Raw genomic sequence first — 17,761 nt, 5'->3', positions numbered from 1 at the left:
CTCCCTGATCCACCGAGCGGGATCGGTCACCCGGTCTTCTTCTTCCCGGTGAGCGCGCCCACCAGCACCAGCAGGAACAGCACCAGCGAGCCGACCAGCCAGTACGGCGACCCGGTCTCGCGCCACCGCCCCAACCCCATCAGGCTCAGCAACACCCCGGCGAAGAACGCGAACGCACCCATGCCGGTCAGATTATCGACCGCCGAGCCCGACGGGGTACGGCGTCTCAGAAGCTCTGCCGCAGGACGCCGTCCGGCCCGGCCAGGTGCACCGGCGCAGCGGGGCCGCCGAGATCCCGTACGGCGGCCAGGTCGGCCTCGGAGGGCGCCGGTTCCTCGGTGACCACGGCGGCCGCCTCCAGGCCCTTGGCGCCGCTCGCCACGGCCATCGCGACGGCCGTCCGCAGTGCGCTCAGCTCCAGCGAGGGGAGCGCCACGGTGCCCGCCACGTACGTCCGTCCGGTCTCGTCCCGGACCGCCGCCCCCTCGGCCACGCCGTTGCGGGCGCGGGCCGAGCGGGCCAGCGTGATGATCTTCTTGTCCTCGGCGTCCAGCTCAGTCGGCTCAGTCATGCCGCCGAGCATAGGCGGCCGCCCGGGCCGCGGACCGTCAGGCCCCGGCGGCGTCCTCCAGCAGACCGCCGCGCCCGGCCGGGGCGAAGTCGGCCAGTGCCGCGTCGACCCGGGCCAGGTCGGCCGCCGACAGGGAGACGGCGGCCGCCCCGGTGTTGTCCTCGATGTGCCCGGGCGTCCGGCTGCCCGGGATCGGCACCACGTGGTCGTCCTGGTGCAGCAGCCAGGCCAGCGCCAGCCGGCCCGGCGTCAGGCCCAGCTCGGCGGCGATCGCCCGGATCGGCGCGTAGCGGTCGTTGTTGGCCCGCAGGTTGGCCTGGTCGAAGCGCTCCAGGTGCTGCCGGAAGTCGCCCTCGGCCAGCTGCTGCACCGTACCGGTCAGGAACCCGCCGCCGAGCGGGCTCCAGGCCACCAGGCCGACGCCCAGCTCACGGGCGGCGGCCAGCAGCTCCGGCTCCACCGGCTGCCACATCGACCACTGCACCTGGACCGCGGCCACCGGGTGCACCGCGTACGCCTCGCGCAGCTGCGCGGCGGTGACGTTGGAGAGCCCGAGGTGGCGGACCAGCCCGTCCCCGACCAGTTCGGCGACCGCCCCGACGGTGTCGGCCAGCGGGACCTGCGGGTCAGGGAAGTGCGGGTAGTACAGGTCGATCACGTCGGTACCGAGGTTGCGCAGCGACTGCTCGGCGTAGCCCCGGACGTACTTGGGTTCGGCGTTCACGGCCAGCTCGCCGAAGGCGTAGGTGACCGGGAAGCGGTGCGCCTCGGCCCCCTCGGGTATCCGGAAGCCGAACTTGGTGGCGATCACCACCTCGTCCCGCCGCCCGGCGATCGCCCGGCCGATCAGCCGCTCGTTGTGGCCGTCGGCGCCGTAGCCGTCCGAGGTGTCGATCAGCGTCACCCCGCTGTCCAGCGCGGCGCGCACCGCCCGCTCACCGCGATCGTCGTCGATCTCGCCGTACATGCCGGGCGAGAGCACCATCGCCCCGAAGCCGATCGGGGCGGTACTGAGGGCACCCAGGGTGCGGGTAGTCATCACATCTCCTCGGAGGGGGGGCGGGTAGGCAGAGAACCCTTACCCCTCAACTCCTGACGACCCGTCAGCTGTTCCGGGTGACCGCTTTTCGATCACCGTGGCCGATTCCGGCCGCCCGTCCCTCGAAGGTCCGGGCGGCCGGATAGCCGCCGGGCGCTACTCCTCGGGCGGGCCGCCGGCTGCCGGCTCGTCCTCGCCCCGGACCGGGGCGACCAGGACGGTGCCGATCCGGTTCCGCCGCCCGGCCGCGCTCTCGGCGGTGAGCCGGATCGCGGTCAGGTCGGTGTGCGCGTCCTCGGGCACCGGCAGGTCGCAGGAGGAGCCGGGGATAGGCACCCGGCCGAGGTGCTTGGCGAGCAGACCACCGACGGTCTCCACGTCCTCGTCCTCCAGCTCGAGCCCGAACAGCTCGCCGAGGTCCTCGACCAGCAGCCGGGCGGTGATCCGGTACGAGCCGTCGCCCAGGTCCTCGACCGGCGGGAGCTCCCGGTCGTACTCGTCGGTGATCTCGCCGACGATCTCCTCCAGGATGTCCTCGATGGTGACCAGACCGGCGGTGCCGCCGTACTCGTCGATCACGATGGCCACGTGCGAGCGCATCTTCTGCATCTCGCGCAGCAGGTCCGCCGCAGGCTTGGAGTCCGGGATGAAGACCGCCGGGCGCAGCACCGACGAGACCGGCTCCGACTCGGCGTCCCGGTTGATGTGGGTGCGCCTGACCAGGTCCTTGAGGTAGACGATGCCCACCACGTCGTCCTCGTTGTCCCCGACCACCGGTATCCGGGAGAAGCCGGAGCGGAGCGCCAGGGTGAGCGCCTGACGGACCGTCTTGTGACGCTCGATCATCACCAGGTCGGTCCGCGGCACCATCACCTCGCGGACGATGGTGTCGCCGAGCTCGAAGACCGAGTGCACCATCCGGCGCTCCTCGTCCTCGATCAGGTCGTCCTTCTCGGCCAGGTCGACCAGCGCCCGCAGCTCGGCCTCGGAGGCGAACGGCCCCTCGCGGTAGCCCTTGCCGGGGGTGAGCGCGTTGCCGAGCAGGATCAGCAGCCGCGGGATCGGGCCGAGCACCCGGGCCAGCGGCAGCAGCACGAAGGAGGCGGCGGTCACCGTGGTCAACGGGTGCTGGCGACCGATGGTGCGGGGCGAGACGCCGACCGCGACGAACGAGACCAGCACCATCACCCCGATCGCCAGCAGCACGGCCTCCCAGGTCTGGTGCAGGCTGCGCACGCAGACCACGGTGACCAGGACGGCCGCGGCCATCTCGCAGGACACCCGGATCAGGGTGGCCAGGTTCAGGTAGCGGATCGGGTCGCTGGCCAGGGTCAGCAGCCGGTCGGCGCCGCGCCGCCCGGCCCGGACGGCCTCCTCGGCACGGAACCGGGAGATCCGGGAGATCCCGGCCTCCGCGCAGGCGGCCAGCCAGCCGAAACCGACCAGCAGGAGAGCTCCGATCAGGAAGCTCGTACTGTCACCACTCACGGAGGGCCGGGTCCTGTCTTTCGGATCGCGTCGGATCAGCGGGCGTCGTCAGGGTGCGTGCATCGTCGGTGCGGAGGAGGAAGTCCATGCGGAGCATCGGCGACTGACGACAAGCCGACGAGGTGCGTGCCCTGGCGGCGCCCGCCCGGCGTACTCCGAAAGACAGGACCCGACCTCAGTGGGTGGTCGGCGCCGGGGAGATCCCCGAGAGGCCGCGGCCGGCCCGCCAGTCGTCCAGGATCCGCTTCTGGAGGCCGAACATGACCTCCTTCTCCTCCGGCTCCTCGTGGTCGTAGCCGAGGACGTGCAGCACCCCGTGGACGGTGAGCAGCTGGAGCTCGTCGTCCACGGAGTGCTTCGAGGGGGCCTCCTCGCCCTGCCGCTTCGCCACCTCGGGGCAGAGCACGATGTCGCCGAGCAGCCCCTGCGGGAGCTCCTCGCCCTCCTTGCCCGGGCGCAGCTCGTCCATCGGGAAGGACATCACGTCGGTCGGACCGGGCAGGTCCATCCACTGGATGTGCAGTTCTTCCATCTGGGCGCTGTCCACCAGGATGACGGAGAGCTCGGCCTGCGGGTGGATCCGCATCTGGTCGAGGGCGTAGCGGGCGACGTCGAGGATTGACTCCTCGTCAACCTCCCAGTCGGACTCGTTCGCGATGTCGATCGACATGTCGGGGTCGGTACTCAGCTTTCGGTGTGATGGGACTGGCGGGGGGCACGGGCGCCCTTCCGCTGAACGGGCTTACGGGGTACGGCGGGTGCGTCGGTCTCCTGCAGCGCGTCCCAGCGCTCGTAGGCGTCGACGATCCGGCCGACCAGCTTGTGCCGGACCACGTCGGTGCTGGTGAGCACGGAGAAGTTGATGTCCGGGACGTCCGCCAGGATCTCCTGGACCACCTTGAGCCCGGAACGGGTGCCACCCGGCAGGTCGATCTGGCTGGTGTCACCGGTGACCACGACGCGGGAGTTGAAGCCGAGCCGGGTCAGGAACATCTTCATCTGCTCGGGCGAGGTGTTCTGCGCCTCGTCCAGGATGATGAAGGCGTCGTTCAGGGTCCGGCCGCGCATGTACGCGAGCGGGGCGACCTCGATGGTGCCCGCGGCCATCAGCCGGGGGATCGAGTCCGGGTCCATCATGTCGTGCAGCGCGTCGTAGAGCGGGCGCAGGTACGGGTCGATCTTCTCGTACAGGGTGCCGGGCAGGAAGCCCAGCCGCTCCCCCGCCTCGACGGCCGGCCGGGTCAGGATGATCCGGTTGACCTCCTTGGCCTGCAGCGCCTGGACGGCCTTGGCCATCGCCAGGTACGTCTTGCCGGTACCGGCCGGGCCGAGGCCGAAGACGATGGTGTGCTTGTCGATCGCGTCGACGTAGCGCTGCTGGTTGAGGGTCTTGGGGCGGATGGTGCGGCCCCGGTTGGACAGGATGTTCGCGGTGAAGACCTCGGACGGGGCCGGGTGGGCCGGGTCGTCGACGGCGCTCCTGAGCATGGCGATGGAACGCTCCACGGCGTCCTCCGTCAGGGGTTGGCCGGTGCGCAGCACCAGCATCATCTCGTTGAACAGCTCCTGGACCATCGCCACCTCGGCGCGGGCGCCGGTGGCGGTCACCTCGTTGCCGCGGACGTGGATGTCGGCGGTCGGGAACCCCTCCTCGATGACCCGGAGCAGGGAGTCGGTGGCACCGAGCAGGGTGACCATCGGATGCTTCTCGGGGATGGTGAACCTGGCGGTGGTGGCGTCCCCGTCGGGACGCTGCTGTCCATTGGCACGGGTCTGCGGTGTCTCAGTCATGGGTCGGCGCTGTGGCCTGCCTCATCCCATCCGTCTCGGGTGCCGCTCGGTCTCTCCGGGGTCACCAGGGTACGCCGCGCGGTGGACCGTTGCGGCGGTGCGGCCCGCCGCCGGGGCGACGGAGTTCGATGGTCCGGGAGTTGCGCCCCGGACGCGACTGCTTTTCGGTCAGAGCCGCGGCGGCACCGGGCTGTGCTACACGGCCCGGCGCGGCGGCACCGGGACGCGAACCAGGTCCTCCGCCACCACCAGCTCGCCGTCGAAGTACTTCCTGGCCTCGGCCAGGTGTCCGTCCAGATCCGGGTAGCGCTGCGAGAAGTGGGTCAGCACCAGCGTCTGCACCCCCGCCTCGGCGGCGGCCCTGGCGGCCTGGGCGGCGGTCAGGTGGCCGTGGTCCTCGGCGAGCTGCGCCTCGCTCTCCAGGAAGGTCGCCTCGATCACCAGCAGGTCGGCGCCCTCGGCCAGTTCGCCGACGCCGTCGCAGAGCCGGGTGTCCATCACCAAGGCGAACCGCTGGCCCGGGCGGACCTCGCTGACCTCGGCCAGGGTGATGACCCGGCCGTCGGCCAGCTCGATCCGGCCGTCCCGCTGGAGCTGCCCGACGGCCGGGCCGCACAGCCCGTGCTCGGCCAGCCGCGCGGGCAGCAGCCGGGTCGAGTCCGGCTCGGTGAGCCGGTAGCCGAAGGAGTCCACCGGGTGCGAGAGCCGGACCGCCGCCAGTTCGAACGGGGCGCCCGGCGCGGGCAGCGGGCCAGGGCCCTCGACCGGGTGCGGGCGCAGCTCGGCGGTCTCATGGAAGGCGGTGGCCTGCCGGAGCCGGTCGAAGAACACCTGACCGCTGGCCGGGTAGTAGGCGTCCACCGGGTGCGGGACCCGGTCCAGGTTGATCCGCTGGATCACCCCGGCCAGGCCGAGCGAGTGGTCGCCGTGGAAGTGGGTGACCGCGATCCGGGTCAGCTGGGTGGCCGAGACCCCGGCGTGCAGCATCTGGCGCTGCGTCCCCTCACCGGGGTCGAAGAGCAGGCCCTCGCCGTCCCAGCGGAGCAGGTAGCCGTTGTGGTTCCGGTGCCGGGTGGGCACCTGGCTGGCGGTGCCGAGGACGACGAGTTCGCGCTGTGACACCGGATCAGACCAGGCCCTCGTGCAGCTTCGTCCCGCCGAGCAGGTGGACGTGGGCGTGGAAGACGGTCTGGCCCGCGCCGGCCCCCGTGTTGAAGATCAGCCGGTAGTCGGTCAGACCCTCCTCACGGGCCACCTCCCCCGCCTCGGCGAGCAGTTCGCCCGCGATCGCCGGCTCGGCGGCGGCCAGCGCGGCGGCGTTCGGGTAGTGCGCGTGCGGGATCACCAGGACGTGCGTCGGCGCCTGCGGGTTGATGTCCCGGAAGGCCAGCGTGCGCGCGCTCTTCCGGACCACGGTCGCGGGGATCTCGCCCGCCACGATCTTGCAGAACAGGCAGTCGGACTGCGGCTCGCCGGCCATCTCGGTCTCCTTCACGCGGTGATCGTCCCTACCCGCCGCAGCCTAACGGAGGCGGCTGGTCACGTACCGGCCCACGGCACGTGACCAGCCGCCTCCTGACGGTGCTACAGCTGCGGCTCCGCCAGCCCGGGTCCGGTCTTGGCCGGGGTCCCCGCCAGGGCGGCCAGCGCGAGCCGGACGCCCTCGGCGAGCTGCGGGTCCTCGCCGGCGGCCCACTGGTGCGGGGCGATCACCACCTCGACATCCGGGTCGATGCCGTGGTTCTCCACGCCCCAGCCGTAACCCTCCAGCCAGAAGGCGTACTTGGGCTGGGTGACGCCGGTCCCGTCGACCAGGCTGTACTTGCCGTCGATGCCGATCACGCCGCCCCAGGTCCTGGTGCCGACCACCGGGCCGATCTTCAGGGCCTGGATGGCGGCGTTCACGATGTCGCCGTCCGAGCCGGAGAACTCGTCGGCCAGCGCGACCACCGGACCGCGCGGGGCGTCCGCCGGGTACGGGGCGGCGCCGTCCAGGTCGCGGCCGAGGTCCCAGCCGACGATCCGCCGGCTGAGCTTCTCGATGATCAGCTGCGAGGTGTGGCCGCCCCGGTTCTCCCTGAGGTCGACCAGCACGCCCTCCTTGGCCATCTCGACCCGCAGGTCCCGGTGCAGCTGGGCCCAGCCCACGCTCTGCATGTCCGGGATGTGCAGGTAGCCGAGCCGCCCGGCGGACAGCTCCCGGACCGCCGCCCGGCGGCCGGCCACCCAGTCGTGGTAGCGCAGCGCCTCCTCGTCGGCCAGCGGGACGATCACCGGGTGGCGCTCGGCCCCGTCCTTGCCGGTCACGGTCAGCTCGATCGGCTGGCCCGCCGTGCCCGCGAGCAGCGGGGCCGGGCCGGTCACCGGGTCCACCGGGCGGCCGTTCACCGCCAGGATCGCGTCCCCGGCCCGGACGGCCGCGCCGGGCGCGGCCAGCGGCGAGCGGGCCCGCGGGTCGGAGGACTCGCCCGGCAGTACCCTGGCCACCCGCCAGACCTCGCCGTCCCGCACCAGGTCGGCCCCGAGCAGGCCCTGCCGGCGCGCCGCCTCGGTGCCCCGCCCGGGCGGCATCACGTACGCGTGCGAGGTGCCCAGCTCGCCGACCGTCTCCCAGAGCACGTCCACCAGGTCGTCGTGGGTGCCCGCCCGCTCGACCAGCGGCCGGTACCTGGCCAGCGCACCGGCCCAGTCGAAGCCGCCGAGGTCGGCCCGCCAGAAGTTGTCCCGCATCAGGCGGCCGTTCTCGTCGAACATCTGCCGCCACTCGGCGGCCGGGTCGACGGTGGCCCTGATCCGGTCCAGATCGACCGTCAGGTCGTCGTCGTCCCCGGCCTTGTGGTCCGCCGGGAGGATCCGCAGACCGCCCTCGTCGAGCACCGCGATCCGGCTGCCGTCGCCGCTGACCCGGAAGTCGTCCAGGTCCTCGACCAGCTGCTCGGCCTTGAGCTTCTTGAAGTCGAAGCGCTCCAGCGCCGGCCGGGGGTGGTCGTCCTCCAGCGAGGCGGCGTTGTCGCCGAGCATGCCCAGCAGCGGGTGCCTGGTCCACAGCACGCCGTCCTTGGCCGCCCGCAGGCTGCCGAACTGGCCGCCCTCGACCGGGAACGGGATGATCCGGTCGGCGATGCCGTCCAGGTCCACCCGGGTCTGGGGGACGGTGCTCTCCTCGGCCGTCTCCTCGTCCTTCTTCTTCGGCTCCTCGTCCTCGCCGCCGAGCGGGCGCCCGGCCCGCTGCGGGCCGAACGGTGACGGGGTGTCGGCGGCCAGCGTGATCAGGAACGGCCGGGCACCGGTCGGGAAGGACAGGTCGAAGACGTGCGCGTCGTAGACCGGGTCGAAGTTTCGCACCGACAGGAAGGCCAGGTGCCTGCCGTCCGCCGTGAACGCGGGCGAGTAGTCCACGAAGCGCTGCGGGGTCGCCTCGGCGACCGTACGGTCCGTCAGGTCGGCCAGCATGATCTGGCGCAGCGACTCCGCGTTCAGGGCCGGCTGCGACCAGGCCAGCCACCGCGAGTCCGGCGAGAAGGCCAGGCCGGACACCTCGCCGTGGCCGCTCCTGGTCAGCTGGTGCAGTGTGCCGTCGGCGAGCGTGAGCAGCAGCACCCGGCCGTCGTGCGAGGCCAGCGCCAGTGTCCCGCCGTCCGGCGAGACCGCCAGGCCGAGGACCCGGCCGAGCTGCCCGGCGGCGAACCGGCGGCGCTCGGTGCCGAGCACGGCGGGGGCGTACTCCACCGCGTCGTCGCCCTCGGCGTCGGTGATCCACACCACGCCCTGGCCGCCGTCCTGCCCCGGCACGATCCGGGCCAGCCGGTGGCGGACGCCCGGGGTCTCGGCGAGCACCCGGGCCGGGCCCTCCTGGTGGGTCAGCCAGTGCACGCTGCCGCGCACCACGACCGCGCTGGCCCGGCCGGTCCGGTCCGGCGTCACCGTCTCCAGCTGCCCGGCGGCCGGGGTCGGCCGGGGCTGACGGCCCGTCCGGGGGCCCGCGAGCACGATCTCCAGGCGGCGCGGTGCGGCGCCCGCCAGGTCGTCCAGGATCCACAGGTCGCCGGCGCTGTGCCAGACGATCCGGGTGCCGTCGGTGGTGGCGTTCCTGGCATAGAAGCCCTGATCGTAGGGGGCCCCGTCGCCGTGCCGCCGCAGGTCGGTGCCGTCGGGAAGGCTGGAGTACAGCTGCCCGACGCCCTCGTGGTCGGAGAGGAAGGCGATCCGGTCCCCGACCCAGAGCGGCGAGTCGATGTTGCCGGCCAGCCCGGCGTGCACCCGCTCGAACTCGCGCGCACCGATCCACAGCTTCCCCGTCGTGCCGCCCCGGTACCGCTTCCAGTACGCGGGCTCGGTGCCCAGCGGGGCCAGCAGCAGCGTCCGCTCGCCGTCCGGATCCTGCGCCAGGCCGCCGATCGGCCCGTACGGCAGCCTGACCGGCTCGCCGCCGTCCAGCGGGATCGCGAACGCCCAACTGCGGCGCGAGGTCGCCTGCCCGGCGCTGGAGACCGCGATCGGACGGCCGTCCCTGGTCCAGCCGCGCAGCCTGGTCCTCGGCGCACCCCAGTACGTCAGCCGGCGGGACTGGCCGCCCCCGGTGGGCGCCACGTGGATCTCCGGCGCACCGTCCCGGGTCGAGGTCCAGGCCACGTGCCGCCCGTCCGGCGCGAACCTCGGGTGGCTGACCGGCACCTGATCGGCGGTCAGCCGCCAGGCCCGTCCGCCGTCCAGCGGGGCGAGCCAGATGTCGTCCTCGGCGACGAAGGTCACCAGGTCGCCGTGCAGGTGGGGATGGCGCAGATACGCGCTCGCAGAGGTCGTCACGGCGTCACCCTAAACGCATCCCCGCGAACGGAGCCCGGGTTTTGGCCGGTCGGTCTCAGCCCCAGCGGTTGGTGCGCCCCAGCAGCAGGGCGCCGGCCGCCACCCCGGCGGTGGAGGTCCGCAGGACGGAGGGGCCGAGCCGGTGCGGGGTGGCCCCGGCTTCGGCGAAGGCGGCGATCTCGTCCGGGGAGACGCCGCCCTCGGGGCCGACGATCAGGACCAGGTCGCCGGCCCCGGGCAGCGGGGCGGTGGCGAGCGGGACGGAGCCCTCCTCGTGCAGGACGGCCGCGAACGCCGCCGAGGCCAGCACCGGCGTCAGCTGACGCGTCGTCATCAGCTCCCGGACCTCGGGAAACCGGAGACGCCGGGACTGCTTGCCCGCCTCCCGGGCGGTGGCCCGCCACTTGGCGAGCGCCTTGGCGCCCCGGTCGCCCTTCCACTGGGTGATGCAGCGGGAGGCGGCCCAGGGGATCACCACGTCGACCCCGACCTCGGTCATGGTCTCCACCGCGAGCTCGCCCCGGTCGCCCTTGGGGAGCGCCTGGACGATGATGATCCGCGGTGCGGGCTCCGGCTCCTGACGGACGCTCAGCACGGTGACGTCCAGCGCGTCCTTGCCGTGCACGGCCGCCACGGTGCCCTCGACGCCGAGGCCGTGCCCGTCCGCCAGAGTGAGCGCCTCGCCGGGCTCCAGCCGCTTCACGGCGGCGGCATGCCGCCCCTCGGGCCCGTCCAGCCGGACCACCCCACCGGGGGCGGCCCCGGCGAGACGGTCGGTCTCCACGACGAACACGGGGGCGGTCATGCGTCTGCCTTACCTGGTAACCGGGGCCGCCTCAGCGACCGTTGAACGCGTCCTTCAGGCGGGAGAACAGCCCCTGCTGGCCCGGTGCGAACGTCCCGGAGGGCCGCTCCTCGCCGCGCAGCACCGCGAGGCGGCGCAGCAGGTCCTCCTGCTCGGGGTCGAGCTTGGTGGGGGTCTGCACCTCGACGTGCACTATCAGGTCGCCCCGGCCGCCGCCGCGCAGATGCGTGATGCCCCGGCCGTGCAGCGGGATCGACTGGCCGGACTGGGTGCCGGGCCGGATGTCGACCTCCTCCAGGCCGTCCAGGGTCTGCAGCGGCACCTGCGTGCCGAGCGAGGCCGCCGTCATCGGGATGGTGACCGTGCAGTGCAGGTCGTCCCCGCGCCGCTGGAAGGTCGGGTGGCTGGTCTCGGCGATCTCGACGTACAGGTCACCGGCGGGGCCGCCGCCGGGGCCGACCTCGCCCTCGCCCGCGAGCTGGATCCGGGTGCCGTTGTCGACACCGGCCGGGATCTTGACCGTGAGGGTGCGACGGGCCCTGACCCGGCCGTCGCCCGCGCACTCGGGGCACGGGGTCGGGACCACGGTGCCGAAGCCCTGGCACTGCGGGCAGGGGCGGGAGGTCATGACCTGGCCCAGGAAGGACCGGGTGACCTGGGAGACCTCGCCCTTGCCGCGACACATGTCGCAGGTCTGCGCCGAGGTGCCGGGGGCGGCACCCTCGCCGGAGCAGGTGGTGCAGGTGACGGCGGTGTCCACCTGGAGTTCCTTGGTGGTGCCGAACGCGGCCTCCTCCAGGGTGATCTCCAGCCGGATCATCGCGTCCTGGCCGCGACGGGTGCGCGAGCGCGGGCCGCGCTGACCCGAGGCCGCGCCGAAGAACGCGTCCATGATGTCGGAGAAGCCGAAGCCCGCCGCGCCGGCCCCGAAGCCGCCCGCGCCACCGCCGCCGTTGGGCGACAGCGGGTCGCCACCGAGGTCGTAGACCTGGCGCTTGGCCGGGTCGGAGAGCACCTCGTAGGCGGCGTTGATCTCTTTGAACCGCTCCTGCGTCTTGGGGTCCGGGTTGACGTCCGGGTGCAGTTCGCGGGCAAGGCGCCGGAACGCCTTCTTGATCTCGTCCTGCCCCGCATCCCGTCGGACGCCGAGTACCGCGTAGTAGTCCGTGGCCACCAAATGCTCCGCTTGTTCCGCCTCTAGAAGTGCTGCGACTGGTCTGACAGTGCTCTGTTAGGACTCGGCCAGGATCTGACCCACGTACCGTGCCACCGCTCGCACCGCCCCCATTGTGCCCGGGTAGTCCATCCGGGTCGGTCCGATCACACCCAGCTTCGCGACACTCTGATCGCCCGAACCGTAACCGACCGAGACCACGGAGGTGGAATTGAGCCCCTCGTAGGCGTTCTCGTGGCCGATCCGGACCGTCATCCCCGCGTCCGCCGTCTCACCCAGGAGACGGAGCAGGACGACCTGCTCCTCCAGGGCCTCCAGCACCGGCTGGATGGTGAGCGGGAAGTCGTGGCCGAAGCGGGTCAGGTTGGCCGTGCCGGCCAGCATGATCCGCTCCTCGTTCTGCTCGGCCAGCGTCTCGAAGAGGGTGGCCAGCACGGTGCTGACGGTGGGCCGGTCGGCGGGCTCGAAGGCCGCCGGCAGGTCCTCCAGCAGACCGGGCACCTCGGGCAGCGGCCGGCCGACCGCCTGGGTGTTGAGCTTGGCGCGCAGATCGGCCAGCACCGTCTCGCCGACCGCCCCGGGGCAGTCGACCATCCGCTGCTCGACCCGGCCGGTGTTGGTGATCAGGACCAGCATCACCTTGGCCGGGGCCAGCGCCACCAGCTCGACGTGACGCACCGTCGAACGCGACAGCGAGGGGTACTGGACCACCGCGACCTGTCGGGTCAGCTGCGCGAGCAGCCGGACCGTACGGGCCACCGTGTCGTCCAGGTCCACCGCGCCGTCCAGGAAGTGCCGGATCGCCCGGCGCTCGGGGGCCGTCATCGGCTTGACCTCGGCCAGCCGGTCCACGAACAGCCGGTACCCCTTGTCGGTGGGGATCCGGCCCGCGCTGGTGTGCGGCTGGTGGATGTAGCCGTCCTCTTCCAGGGCCGCCATGTCGTTGCGCACGGTGGCGGGGGAGACGCCGAGGTTGTGCCGCTCGACGAGGGCCTTGGAGCCGACCGGCTCCTCCGTGCCGACGTAGTCCTGGACGATCGCGCGCAGCACCGCGAGCTTGCGTTCGTCCAACGGCCGCTCGCTGTACATGGCCACGCACCTCCGTCTCCGCATCCGTCCTGACCGGGCCCCTGGCACTCAAGTGGGCAGAGTGCCAGGACAGTAGCTGCCAGTGTAAGGCCCCACTCCGACGGCAGGAACGGTCCGCCCTGGTGATCCTTGCCGCTGTCCGCCCCGTGTCCAACCCCTGCCACCCACCGAATGCCCCCGGCAAGTGGCAGCATCGAAAGCGACAGATGCCGACATAAGGAGCAGTCATGTCGTCAGGCCAGCACTCCCGCTTCGCGCCCGACCGCGGGCTGACCGGTCGGATGGTCACCACGATGTTCGTGATCGGACTGCTCTACGTCGGCTTCACCGGGCTGCTGATCGTGCTGCTCCGGGGCGCCTGGCCGCTGATCGTGCTGATCTCCGGCGGGCTGTTCGTGGCCCAGTTCTGGTTCAGCGACCGGATCACCCAGCGGGCGATGGGCGCCCGCGAGGTGACCCCCGAGGAGTTCCCGCAGCTGCACGGCACCATCGACCGCCTGTGCGCCCTGGCCGACATGCCCAAACCCCGGGTCGCGGTGACGGTCACCGACATGCCGAACGCCTTCGCCACCGGCCGCAACCCCGAGCGCGCCGTGGTCTGCGTCACCACCGGCCTGCTCCGGCGGCTGGAGCCGGCGGAGCTGGAGGGCGTGCTCGCGCACGAGCTCTCGCACGTCGCGCACCGGGACGTGGCGGTGATGACCATCGCCGGCTTCCTCGGCGTCCTGGCCGGGGTGATCACCCGGATCGCGCTGTACGGCGGCCTGATGAACGGACGCGGCCGCAGCAACGACAGCAACGCCGCGCTCGCCATGATCCTGATTCCGCTGATCAGCATGGTCGTGTACGCCGCGAGCTTCCTGCTCACCCGGCTGCTCTCCCGCTACCGCGAGCTGGCCGCCGACCGGGCAGCCGCCCAGCTCACCGGGCGGCCCAGTGCGCTGGCCTCCGCCCTGACCAAGGTGACCGGCCAGATCGCCGCCATCCCGAGCGAGGACCTGCGCCGGGCGCAGCCGTACAACGCCTTCTACTTCGCCCCCGCGCTGAGCGCCCGGGAGGCCGCGAGCCAGCTGATGTCCACCCACCCGTCGCTGGAGCAGCGGCTCGAGCAGCTCGGCCGGATCTCCGCCGAGCTCGGCCGCTGAGGAGCCCACGTGGGATTCCTGGACGCGCTCTTCGGCCGCAGCAAGCCGGTCCGGCCCGACCTGGACCAGCTCTTCGGCGTACCGTCCGCCGCCCTCACCCTGGAGGCCGCCGCCGGCTTCCGCCCCACCGGCTTCGGCTCGGTCTGCTTCGCCGCCGTCGAGGGTGCCGCCTTCACCGAGGTGGCCGGCCAGATCCGCGCCCTGCTGGACGCCGACACCGAACGGGGCGGCATCCCGGTCGAGGTCTCCCAGGACTCGTACGGCTACTCCTGGCTGCTCGCCCGGCACACCCCGGAGGAACTCCCCGACCTGGTCAACGACCTGCACGCGGTCAACAGCGAGCTGGAGGCGAACGGCTTCGGCCCGCAGCTGCTCTGCTCCATCGTCGGCTTCCGGAACGCCGCCGACCGCCCGCTCGGCCTGGTCTACCTCTACAAGCGCGGCACCTTCTACCCCTTCGCGCCGCTCCCCGGCGAGAAGCGCGACAACCCGCTGGAGCTCCAGGTCAAGGCGATGCTCGGCAACGACCTGCGGATCGAGCAGGACCTCACCCGCTGGTTCCCGGTCTGGGGCGCACCGGGGCTCTGACGGTCAGCCGGCCGCGGCCGCGCGGTAGGCCGCCACGGCGGGTGCGAGGACGGTCGTCACGCCCGACGACGGCTTCTGCGCCACCACCTGCTGCACCATCAGGATCACGTCGCCCTCGCGCACGAAGCCGGTCTCGGTGACGAACGGATCGGCCTCGCCGGGGTACGCCGAGACGATGCGGAGCACCAGTCCGTCGTCGGCCGCCACCCCGGCCGCCGTCACGGACGCGGTCTCCTGGACCTGGGTGCCGCCCGCGAGCGTGCTGGTGAAGGAGGCGCAGCGCTGAGCGGCAGCGCGGACGGCGGCCATCACCTCGGCCGACCGGCCCGGTGCGTACCGGTCGAGCGACTCCTGCCCGAACCACCCGTCGTCGGTCTCGTCGGGCGGATTCCGTTGCAGGCCGACCGCCACGTCCTCCAGGGGAGGGGCATGCACCGTCATGAAGGACTCGACGCCCAGTTCGGAGCACGGCATCTGCGCGAGCGAATCGGTGGAGGCGGGCTGGTGCGGGGCGCCGGTCGTCGTCGAGTCGACCTGCGCCGACAGCAGCTCGAAACCCTGGGGCAGCCGGTCCTGGGTCAGCAGTCCGGCCCGCAACGACCGCCGGGCGGACGGCGTCGGATGACCGGCCGAGCCGGCCGGGCCCACCGAGCAAGCCGATGTGCCGAGTACCGCCAGCGCGGCCATGACCACCACTGCCTGCCGTGTGCGCACCTGTCCCCCACCGAATCCGTAGTCGGCCGCACTCTGTCACACGGCCGCCATCTGCCCGCGCCCGGGCTCCGCGGCCGTCCGGTCCGTGTTCTACGCGATGGAGGACGACCGGCTCGGCTGCGCGATCGCCCTGGTGCTGACCCGTGACCAGCTGACGGAACGCCAGTCGGTCGACTGGCTGGGCCCGGTGGCGGAGGACTTCCGGGCCGGGCGGCCGGGCCCGGTCCCCGCGTACGTCTCCAGCACGATGCGCACGCTGCGGGTGGTCTACCTGCTCGCCGACCGGGGCGTCCGCCCCCGCGGCCACCAGGGCGGACCGGTCCGGCTGCGGCACGCCGAGGCCGTCCGCGAAGCGGCGGCCGACGTCCTGGCGATCAGCTCCCGCTACGCCGGGTGACGGCGGGTCAGCTCTCGTAGACTCGGTGGAATGCGCAGCAGGGAGTACGGCCCCGATCTGACCCCGCCGTGGAAGCGGCAGCAGCCCGCCCCCGAGGTGGCGGCCGAACGGGATCTGGTGGTGGAGGAGGCGGCCACCGGCTTCTGCGGCGCGGTGGTGCGCTGCGAGCGGACCGCCGAGGGATTCACCGTCACGCTGGAGGACCGGTTCGGCAAGCACCGGGTGTTCCCGCTGGTGCCGCGCGGCTTCCTGCTGGAGGGCCGGGTGGTCACCCTGGTCCGGCCGACCGCCGCGGCCCCGGCACCCACCCGCCCCAAGGTGACCGCCTCCGGGTCGGTCGCGGTCCCCGGCGCCCGGGCCCGGGTCGCCCGGGAGTCCCGGATCTACGTCGAGGGACGGCACGACGCCGAACTGGTCGAACGGGTCTGGGGTGACGACCTGCGGATCGAGGGCGTGGTGGTCGAGTACCTGGAGGGCATCGACGACCTCCCCGCCATCGTCGCCGAGTTCGCGCCCGGACCGGGCCGCCGCCTGGGCGTCCTGGTCGACCACCTGCTGCCGGGCACCAAGGAGCACCGGATCGCCCAGCAGGTCACCGGCACCGAGGTGCTGGTCGTCGGCCACCCCTACATCGACGTCTGGGCCGCCGTGAAGCCCGCCAGCGTCGGCATCCCCGCCTGGCCCGACGTCCCCCGCGGCGAGGAGTGGAAGCTCGGCGTCTGCCGCCGCCTCGGCTGGCCCGAGGACACCCCGGCCGCTTGGAAGCGCATCCTCGCCTCGGTCGACTCCTACCGCGACCTCGACCCGGCCCTGCTGGGCCGGGTGGAAGAGCTGATCGACTTCGTGACGCTGCCCTAGGCCCGGTCCGGACAGGCCCTAGTCCACCAGGTCGCGGACCACCCCGTCGGCCAGCAGCCGCCCGCGCAGCGTGAGCGCGGCCCGGCCGTCGGCGTACGCGTCGTGGTCCAAGAGGCCGTCGGCCAGGGCGCGTTCGGCGGCGGCCAGCCCGTCGGCGGTGAGCAGCGAGAGCGGGCACCCCTCGCGGAGGCGCAGCTCCAGCAGGATGCGTTCGACCCGGCGGTCCTCCTCGGGGAGGACCTCGCGGCCCTGGCCCGGGGTACGTCCCTCGGCGAGCGCCTGGGCGTACGCGGCGGGGTGCTTGGCGTTCCACCAGCGGACGCCGCCGATGTGGCTGTGGGCGCCGGGGCCCGCACCCCACCAGTCGGCGCCGGTCCAGTAGAGCTCGTTGTGGCGGCACCGGCCGGCCTCGGAGATGGCCCAGTTGGACACCTCGTACCAGGAGAAGCCGGCCGCGCTCAGCGCCTCCTCGGCGATCAGGTAGCGGTCGGCGTGCACGTCGTCGTCTATCATCGGCAGCTCGCCGCGCTTGACCCGGGCGGCCAGCTTGGTGCCGTCCTCGACGATCAGCGAGTACGCGGAGACGTGGTCGGGCCCGGCGCCGATCGCGGCGTCCAGCGAGGCCCGCCAGTCGTCGTCGGACTCGCCGGGGGTGCCGTAGATCAGGTCCAGGTTGACATGTTCGAAGCCGGCCGCGCGGGCCTCGGCGACGCAGGCCTCCGGGCGGCCGGGGGTGTGGTGCCGGTCGAGCAGCTGGAGCACGTGGGGCTTGGCGCTCTGCATGCCGAACGAGAGCCGGTTGAAGCCGCCCTCGCGCAGCTCGGCCAGGTAGGCCGGGTCGACCGACTCCGGGTTGGCCTCGGTGGACACCTCGGCGCCGGGGGCCAGGCCGAACTCGTCCCGGATCGCGGCCAGCGCCTTCACCAGGTCACCGGCGGGCAGCAGGGTCGGGGTGCCGCCGCCGAGGAAGACCGTCTCGACCGGGAGGTCCACGTCACCGAGCACCCGCCGGGCCAGCCGGACCTCGGCCACCAGGTTGTCGGCGTACGTCTCCTGCGAGGCCACCGCGCCGGAGGAGCGCAGCTCGGTCGCGGTGTAGGTGTTGAAGTCGCAGTAGCCGCAGCGGCTGGCGCAGTACGGCACGTGCAGGTAGAAACCGAACGGCCGCCCGCCCAGCCCGTCGAGGGCGGAGCCGGGCAGTGAACCGTCGGACGGCAGCGGTTCACCGTCGGGAAGTGCGGAGGGCATGCACCCATTGTCCGGTACGACCCGGGTGGGCCGTACCGGACCCGGGCC

18 protein-coding genes are annotated in these 17,761 nt (G+C 72.8%); 4 read left to right on the top strand and 14 right to left on the bottom strand.

Annotated elements, in window-relative coordinates:
- Positions 1-26: 26 nt before the first annotated feature.
- From ACKUU6_RS22545 to hrcA, 12 genes are all read right to left on the bottom strand, one after another.
- On the bottom strand, positions 27-182 hold the full coding sequence (locus ACKUU6_RS22545; RefSeq protein ID WP_407990361.1) for a hypothetical protein: 156 nt from the start codon (positions 180-182) through the stop codon (positions 27-29).
- A 44-nt stretch (positions 183-226) separates the two neighbouring features.
- Positions 227-571, bottom strand: coding sequence for a cytidine deaminase (locus tag ACKUU6_RS22540; protein WP_407990360.1), 345 nt, complete (start codon positions 569-571; stop codon positions 227-229).
- Between the two features lie 37 nt (positions 572-608).
- Positions 609-1,610 carry an aldo/keto reductase gene (locus tag ACKUU6_RS22535; RefSeq protein WP_407990359.1) on the bottom strand — a complete coding sequence of 334 codons (1,002 nt, stop codon included), beginning with the start codon at positions 1,608-1,610 and terminating at the stop codon, positions 609-611.
- Between the two features lie 156 nt (positions 1,611-1,766).
- The gene (locus ACKUU6_RS22530; protein WP_407990358.1) at positions 1,767-3,098 is read right to left on the bottom strand and encodes a hemolysin family protein; all 1,332 of its coding nucleotides are present in this window, start codon (positions 3,096-3,098) and stop codon (positions 1,767-1,769) included.
- A gap of 175 nt (positions 3,099-3,273) precedes the next feature.
- Positions 3,274-3,768: an rRNA maturation RNase YbeY gene (gene ybeY / locus ACKUU6_RS22525; protein WP_184919628.1), complete on the bottom strand. Its 495-nt coding sequence runs from the start codon at positions 3,766-3,768 to the stop codon at positions 3,274-3,276.
- Positions 3,769-3,782: 14 nt separating this feature from the next.
- Entirely contained in the window at positions 3,783-4,889 is a 1,107-nt protein-coding gene (locus ACKUU6_RS22520; protein WP_407990357.1) for a PhoH family protein, read from the bottom strand.
- 195 nt (positions 4,890-5,084) lie between these two features.
- A complete protein-coding gene (locus ACKUU6_RS22515) occupies positions 5,085-6,011 on the bottom strand; it encodes a ribonuclease Z (RefSeq protein ID WP_407990356.1) in 927 nt (308 codons plus the stop codon).
- A gap of 4 nt (positions 6,012-6,015) precedes the next feature.
- Positions 6,016-6,369 (bottom strand): histidine triad nucleotide-binding protein, encoded by a 354-nt coding sequence (locus ACKUU6_RS22510; RefSeq protein ID WP_407992204.1) that lies wholly within the window; start codon positions 6,367-6,369, stop codon positions 6,016-6,018.
- Between the two features lie 104 nt (positions 6,370-6,473).
- A complete protein-coding gene (locus ACKUU6_RS22505) occupies positions 6,474-9,695 on the bottom strand; it encodes a S41 family peptidase (RefSeq protein ID WP_407990355.1) in 3,222 nt (1,073 codons plus the stop codon).
- Positions 9,696-9,750: 55 nt separating this feature from the next.
- Positions 9,751-10,500 carry a 16S rRNA (uracil(1498)-N(3))-methyltransferase gene (locus ACKUU6_RS22500; protein WP_407990354.1) on the bottom strand — a complete coding sequence of 250 codons (750 nt, stop codon included), beginning with the start codon at positions 10,498-10,500 and terminating at the stop codon, positions 9,751-9,753.
- 31 nt (positions 10,501-10,531) lie between these two features.
- Complete coding sequence (gene dnaJ / locus ACKUU6_RS22495) at positions 10,532-11,674, bottom strand: molecular chaperone DnaJ (protein WP_407990353.1); 1,143 nt, start codon at positions 11,672-11,674, stop codon at positions 10,532-10,534.
- 57 nt (positions 11,675-11,731) lie between these two features.
- Positions 11,732-12,763, bottom strand: coding sequence for a heat-inducible transcriptional repressor HrcA (gene hrcA, locus ACKUU6_RS22490; protein ID WP_407990352.1), 1,032 nt, complete (start codon positions 12,761-12,763; stop codon positions 11,732-11,734).
- Positions 12,764-12,990: 227 nt separating this feature from the next.
- On the opposite strand from hrcA, the gene htpX reads away from it, so the two are divergent.
- Positions 12,991-13,908: a zinc metalloprotease HtpX gene (gene htpX / locus ACKUU6_RS22485; RefSeq protein ID WP_407990351.1), complete on the top strand. Its 918-nt coding sequence runs from the start codon at positions 12,991-12,993 to the stop codon at positions 13,906-13,908.
- 9 nt (positions 13,909-13,917) lie between these two features.
- Positions 13,918-14,496 (top strand): PspA-associated protein PspAB, encoded by a 579-nt coding sequence (gene pspAB, locus ACKUU6_RS22480; RefSeq protein WP_407990350.1) that lies wholly within the window; start codon positions 13,918-13,920, stop codon positions 14,494-14,496.
- Positions 14,497-14,499: 3 nt separating this feature from the next.
- Here pspAB and ACKUU6_RS22475 read toward each other — a convergent pair whose 3' ends face one another.
- Positions 14,500-15,210, bottom strand: coding sequence for a hypothetical protein (locus tag ACKUU6_RS22475; RefSeq protein ID WP_407990349.1), 711 nt, complete (start codon positions 15,208-15,210; stop codon positions 14,500-14,502).
- 85 nt (positions 15,211-15,295) lie between these two features.
- Here ACKUU6_RS22475 and ACKUU6_RS22470 point away from each other — a divergent pair, with 85 nt between their 5' ends.
- Both ACKUU6_RS22470 and ACKUU6_RS22465 read left to right on the top strand, forming a co-directional pair.
- On the top strand, positions 15,296-15,607 hold the full coding sequence (locus tag ACKUU6_RS22470; protein ID WP_407990348.1) for a hypothetical protein: 312 nt from the start codon (positions 15,296-15,298) through the stop codon (positions 15,605-15,607).
- A gap of 30 nt (positions 15,608-15,637) precedes the next feature.
- Complete coding sequence (locus ACKUU6_RS22465; RefSeq protein ID WP_407990347.1) at positions 15,638-16,465, top strand: DUF3097 domain-containing protein; 828 nt, start codon at positions 15,638-15,640, stop codon at positions 16,463-16,465.
- 18 nt (positions 16,466-16,483) lie between these two features.
- Here ACKUU6_RS22465 and hemW read toward each other — a convergent pair whose 3' ends face one another.
- Positions 16,484-17,713 carry a radical SAM family heme chaperone HemW gene (gene hemW / locus ACKUU6_RS22460; protein ID WP_407990346.1) on the bottom strand — a complete coding sequence of 410 codons (1,230 nt, stop codon included), beginning with the start codon at positions 17,711-17,713 and terminating at the stop codon, positions 16,484-16,486.
- Positions 17,714-17,761 lie beyond the last annotated feature (48 nt).

The organism is Kitasatospora sp. CMC57, from assembly GCF_045866025.2.
GTDB lineage: Bacteria > Actinomycetota > Actinomycetes > Streptomycetales > Streptomycetaceae > Kitasatospora.
This window is presented reverse-complemented; position numbering and strand designations above follow the sequence as displayed.

Excerpts from the sequence above, each read along its gene's own strand:
- hemW (WP_407990346.1), bottom strand. The coding sequence starts at position 17,713 with ATGCCCTCCGCACTTCCCGACGGTGAACCGCTGCCGTCCGACGGTTCA.
- ACKUU6_RS22520 (WP_407990357.1), bottom strand. The coding sequence starts at position 4,889 with ATGACTGAGACACCGCAGACCCGTGCCAATGGACAGCAGCGTCCCGAC.
- ybeY (WP_184919628.1), bottom strand. The coding sequence starts at position 3,768 with ATGTCGATCGACATCGCGAACGAGTCCGACTGGGAGGTTGACGAGGAG.
- ACKUU6_RS22510 (WP_407992204.1), bottom strand. The coding sequence starts at position 6,369 with ATGGCCGGCGAGCCGCAGTCCGACTGCCTGTTCTGCAAGATCGTGGCG.
- ACKUU6_RS22535 (WP_407990359.1), bottom strand. The coding sequence starts at position 1,610 with ATGACTACCCGCACCCTGGGTGCCCTCAGTACCGCCCCGATCGGCTTC.
- ACKUU6_RS22545 (WP_407990361.1), bottom strand. The coding sequence starts at position 182 with ATGGGTGCGTTCGCGTTCTTCGCCGGGGTGTTGCTGAGCCTGATGGGG.
- ACKUU6_RS22540 (WP_407990360.1), bottom strand. The coding sequence starts at position 571 with ATGACTGAGCCGACTGAGCTGGACGCCGAGGACAAGAAGATCATCACG.
- ACKUU6_RS22500 (WP_407990354.1), bottom strand. The coding sequence starts at position 10,500 with ATGACCGCCCCCGTGTTCGTCGTGGAGACCGACCGTCTCGCCGGGGCC.
- htpX (WP_407990351.1), top strand. The coding sequence starts at position 12,991 with ATGTCGTCAGGCCAGCACTCCCGCTTCGCGCCCGACCGCGGGCTGACC.
- ACKUU6_RS22465 (WP_407990347.1), top strand. The coding sequence starts at position 15,638 with ATGCGCAGCAGGGAGTACGGCCCCGATCTGACCCCGCCGTGGAAGCGG.
- hrcA (WP_407990352.1), bottom strand. The coding sequence starts at position 12,763 with ATGTACAGCGAGCGGCCGTTGGACGAACGCAAGCTCGCGGTGCTGCGC.